Origin of the sequence: Streptomyces sp. SID14478, assembly GCF_010548525.1 — a bacterium.
GTDB lineage: Bacteria > Actinomycetota > Actinomycetes > Streptomycetales > Streptomycetaceae > Streptomyces.
This window is the reverse complement of the sequence record NZ_JAAGMG010000563.1, coordinates 1-4,072: the sequence shown is the minus strand read 5'-3', so window position 1 is coordinate 4,072 and position 4,072 is coordinate 1. Positions and strand designations below refer to the sequence as shown.

Annotated in this window: 5 protein-coding genes and 1 pseudogene; 3 read left to right on the top strand and 3 right to left on the bottom strand. The window is 72.4% G+C overall.

The features are described 5' to 3' along the window. The 3 genes and pseudogenes from G3I40_RS18675 to G3I40_RS18665 form a co-directional block, all read left to right on the top strand. Positions 1 to 328 (top strand): annotated as a pseudogene (locus G3I40_RS18675) (chemotaxis protein); the annotation flags it as partial. 75 nt (positions 329 to 403) lie between these two features. Continuing rightward, positions 404 to 1,006 (top strand): hypothetical protein, encoded by a 603-nt coding sequence (locus G3I40_RS18670; RefSeq protein WP_164303275.1) that lies wholly within the window; start codon positions 404 to 406, stop codon positions 1,004 to 1,006. A gap of 38 nt (positions 1,007 to 1,044) precedes the next feature. Beyond that, positions 1,045 to 1,440: a helix-turn-helix transcriptional regulator gene (locus G3I40_RS18665; RefSeq protein WP_164303274.1), complete on the top strand. Its 396-nt coding sequence runs from the start codon at positions 1,045 to 1,047 to the stop codon at positions 1,438 to 1,440. A gap of 26 nt (positions 1,441 to 1,466) precedes the next feature. Here the strand turns inward: G3I40_RS18665 and G3I40_RS18660 are convergent, their stop codons facing one another. From G3I40_RS18660 to G3I40_RS18650, 3 genes are all read right to left on the bottom strand, one after another. After that, entirely contained in the window at positions 1,467 to 2,627 is a 1,161-nt protein-coding gene (locus tag G3I40_RS18660; protein ID WP_164303273.1) for an NAD-dependent formate dehydrogenase, read from the bottom strand. A 103-nt stretch (positions 2,628 to 2,730) separates the two neighbouring features. Then, positions 2,731 to 3,654: a LysR family transcriptional regulator gene (locus G3I40_RS18655; RefSeq protein WP_164303272.1), complete on the bottom strand. Its 924-nt coding sequence runs from the start codon at positions 3,652 to 3,654 to the stop codon at positions 2,731 to 2,733. Positions 3,655 to 3,684: 30 nt separating this feature from the next. Beyond that, positions 3,685 to 4,072, bottom strand: a 388-nt coding sequence (locus G3I40_RS18650; RefSeq protein ID WP_164303271.1) for a helix-turn-helix domain-containing protein, incomplete at its 5' end; no start/stop codon positions are given.

The window sequence follows — 4,072 nt, the reverse complement described above, 5'->3', positions numbered from 1 at the left end:
CGCCGATGCCGAACGGGCGGTCGCCGAGGCGCTCGCCGCGCTCGACCGGGCGCGCGGCGGCAACACGTACGCGGCCGGCGTGGACGAGGTGTGGCAGAAGGCCTCGGACGGCCGGGTCCACCGGCTGGTCGTGGAGGAGAACTACCGCGTCACCGTGCGGGCCGGCGAGGGCCACCTGGAGCCGGCCGCGGACGACGACCTGGACGCCGTCCACGACATCGTCGACGAGATCGTCGAATCCGCACTGGAGACCGGCGCCGAGGTCGTCTTCGTACCCGACGGAACGCTGGCGGAGGCCGGACACGTGGCCGCCGTCCTGCGCTTCTAGGCGCCGCACGATCCGGATGCCGCACAAGCTGGAAACCGCAAGGGCTTTCGACCGCAGCTGGGAAGGAACCACCTGATGAGAGCAGGCAAGACGCTCAGCCTGGCCGTGTGCGCGGCCACCGGCGTGCTCGTGCTCGGCGCGTGCGGCACGGACAGCGACAACGACAGCGCAGCGAGCGCCAGCCCGCGGGCCAGCGCCCCCGACTCCTCGCGCTTCACCGGCGAGCCGCCCTCCGCGCTGGCCTCCAGCGCCGCGTCGAAGAAGGCGGAGGTGAAGGAGTCGGCGTCGGCGGCGGCCGAGTCGGCGTCCGAGCGGGCCCACGACTTCGAGGCGTCCGTCGCCGCCGACGTGGAGCGCAACCGGCAGGAGTTCCAGAAGCACCTGGACGGCGTCGACGGCCAGGGCAACGCCATGAGCGACGTCTCCCTGACCGGCAAGCCTCTTGCCGAGACGGACAACGTGCGCGCCCTCGTCGTCAACATCACCAACAAGACCGACGACACCGCCTCGTTCGCGGTGCAGGTCGACTTCAGCGACTCCGACGGGAAGGTCGTCGAGTCCAAGGTCGTCGGCGCGAAGGACCTGAAGGCGGGCGGGCGCGCGCAGCCGCTGGCCATCAGCTCCAAGCCGCCGCAGCCGCACCTGACCGCGAAGATCGCCAAGGCGCAGCGGTACTGACGGAACGTCGCCCGGACCAGGTCGCTATCTTGTGATCCATGCAGTCCTACACAATCGGCCAGGCGGCCCGCCTGCTCGGCGTCAGCCCGGACACCGCGCGACGCTGGGCGGACGCGGGCCGCGTCGTCACCCACCGCGACGAGGGCGGACGGCGGCTCATCGAGGGCCAGGACCTGGCCGCCTTCTCCGTCGAACTGGCCAAGGGCGCCGGCGGCGAGGAGGACGTCTCGTACACGTCGGTGCGCAACGCGTTCCCGGGCATCGTCACCGCGGTCAAGCTCGGTGACGTCGCCGCGCAGGTGGAGATCCAGGCGGGACCGCACCGCCTGGTCTCGCTGCTGACCCGCGAGGCCGTGGAGGAACTGGGCCTGGAGGTCGGCATGGAGGCCACCGCCCGGGTGAAGTCGACGAACGTGCACATCGACCGCGCCTGACGGCGGTGGCCTCGGGCGGGCGGGGTTCAGCCGGTGACGGAGTACGAGTGCGCTCCCGTCCCGGCCAGCGCACCCCCGTCCACGATCAGGTACTCCTCGCGGATCGGCCTGCCCGCCAGCCAGCACTCCAGGATCTCCCGGGTACCGGCCGCGTACCTGGCCTGCGCGGACAGCGACGAGCCCGAGATGTGCGGGGTCATCCCGTGGTGCGGCATCGTCCGCCAGGGGTGGTCGGCCGGCGCCGGCTGCGGGTACCAGACGTCACCCGCGTACCCCGCCAGCCGGCCGCTGCGCAGCGCCCGGTCGACCGCGTCCGGGTCGGTGATGCGGGCCCGCGCCGTGTTGATGAGGTACGCGCCGCGCTTCATCGAGGCGATCAGCTCGTCGTCGAAGAGGTGCTCGGTCTCCGGGTGCAGCGGCGCGTTCACCGTGACCACGTCGCAGTGCGGGACCATGTCGGCGGCCGTGGGGTGGAAGGTGAGGCCCAGCTCCTCCTCCACCTCGCGCGGCAGCCGGCGCCGGTCGGTGTAGTGCAGTGCGACGTCGAAGGGGGCGAGGCGGCGCAGCACCGCGAGCCCGATGCGTCCCGCGGCGACGGTCCCGACGTGCATCCCCTCCAGGTCGTACGAACGGGACACGCAGTCCGCGATGTTCCAGCCGCCGTCCAGGACGACCTGGTGCGAGGGGAGGTAGTTGCGCACGAGTGCCAGGATCGACATCACCACGTGCTCGGCGACGCTGATGCTGTTGGAGAACGTGACCTCGGCGACCGTCACGCCGTGGGCGATCGCACTGTCGAGGTCCACGTGGTCGGAGCCGATGCCGGCGGTGACGGCCAGCTTGAGGTTCTTCGCGCCGGCCAGCCGTTCGGGCGTCAGGTAGGCGGGCCAGAAAGGCTGCGAGATGACGACGTCCGCGTCCGCGAGCTCCCGGTCGAACACCGAGTCCGGGCCCTCCTTGTCGGAGGTGACGACGAGGGTGTGCCCGGCCTTCTCCAGGAAGCGGCGCAGGCCGAGTTCGCCGGAGACGCTGCCGAGGAGCCGGCCGGGCGTGAAGTCGACGGCGTCGGGGGTCGGGGTGGTCTGCCCGCCGGGGTAGTGGTCGATGGCGGGAAGGTCGTCGCGGGCGTACGAGGTCGGTTGTCCGTCGGCCGGGTCGTCGTACAGGACGCACAGCACCTTTGCCATGGCGGCTCTCCTCAACTGGCGTGTGAAGACGTGCCGTTCACGATCCGCGTGCCACGTGAGGCGGTCAAAGCGATCCTCGTTATGCCCGCATAGGCGGCGGCTATCAGCTCAGGTAGGTGCGCAGCAGCGCGTCGAGCGCGTCCTGCACCCCGGCCTCCCGGGCCACCGCCAGCAGGGCCCCGGCGAGCACGGAGGGCGGGTCGTCGGGGCCCGTCACCAGACCGACGCGCGGCCCGTGCGCGGGGCCGTCCAGCGGCACCACCCGCATCCCGTCGGGCACGCCGAACATGTGCAGCCACGCGTGCGAGACGACGCTGGACCAGCGGCCCGAGGGCAGGTGCGCGTACAGGCCCGCGACGGTGTCCGACTCGAGCGCGGGCGCGGCCTTCGCGCCGTCGGCGGCGAAGCACGCGTCGATGATGCGCCGGTTGCGCATGCGCGTACCGAGCAGGCACAGGGGCAGGGCGGCCGCCTCGGCCCAGCGGGCGGACCGGGCCCCGCCGAGCGGGCCGTCCAGGGGAGTGAGCAGCACGTACCGCTCCTCGTAGAGGGGCAGCCGCCGCTCGCCGTGCGCGGGAGGGCCCTCGACGTACGTCATCGCCGCGTCCAGCTCGAACTCGGCGAGCCCGTGCGAGATGTCGTCCGACGACAGGGACTCGATGCTGACCTTGGCGTGCGGGTGGCGTTCACAGAACGGGTTGGTCAGCAGGGACGTGGCGGGCAGCGCGGTGGGGACCACGCCGAGCCGCAGCGTGCCCGTCAACCCGTCGCGCAGGGCGGCGAGTTCCTGGTGCAGCGCGTCGCGCTCGGCGAGCATGCGGTGGGCCCAGGCGAGCACCACCTCGCCCTCCTGCGTGAGGCCTTCGTAGCGCTGCCCCCGGCGCACGATCGGGATCCGCAGCTCGTGTTCGAGGCGGCGGATCGCCGCGGACAGCGACGGCTGCGAGACGTAACAGGCGGCGGCCGCCCGCGCGAAGTGCCGTTCCCTGGCCAGGGCGACCAGGTACTCCAGCTGACGCAGCAGCATGCGGAGCCTCCGCGGGGTTCGGGGGCGAGGTCAGTGACCCGGTGAACTCGGTTCCGGGGCAAGGCGATTGCACAACAGCGCGGCCCACAGGTCGAGACGGTCGGCGAGCCGGGACAGATCGCGGCCCGTGAACATCTCGATGCGCCCGATGCGGTAGTGGACCGTGTTGACGTGCAGATGCAGGGTCTCGGCCGTACGCGCCCACGAGCCGTCGCAGGCCAGGAAGGTCCGCAGGGTCTCCAGGAGCGGGGTCGCGGAGCCGTTCTCCGCGTCGAGCAGCGGGGCGAGCACGCTGCGGCCGAAGGCGGTGCGGACGGTGGCGGGGACGCCGGTCAGCAGCGCGTCGAGAGAGGTGAGCCCCTCGACGCCGGCCAGCAGCGAGGCCTGCGGGGCACTGCTGCGCGCGGAGCTCAGCGCG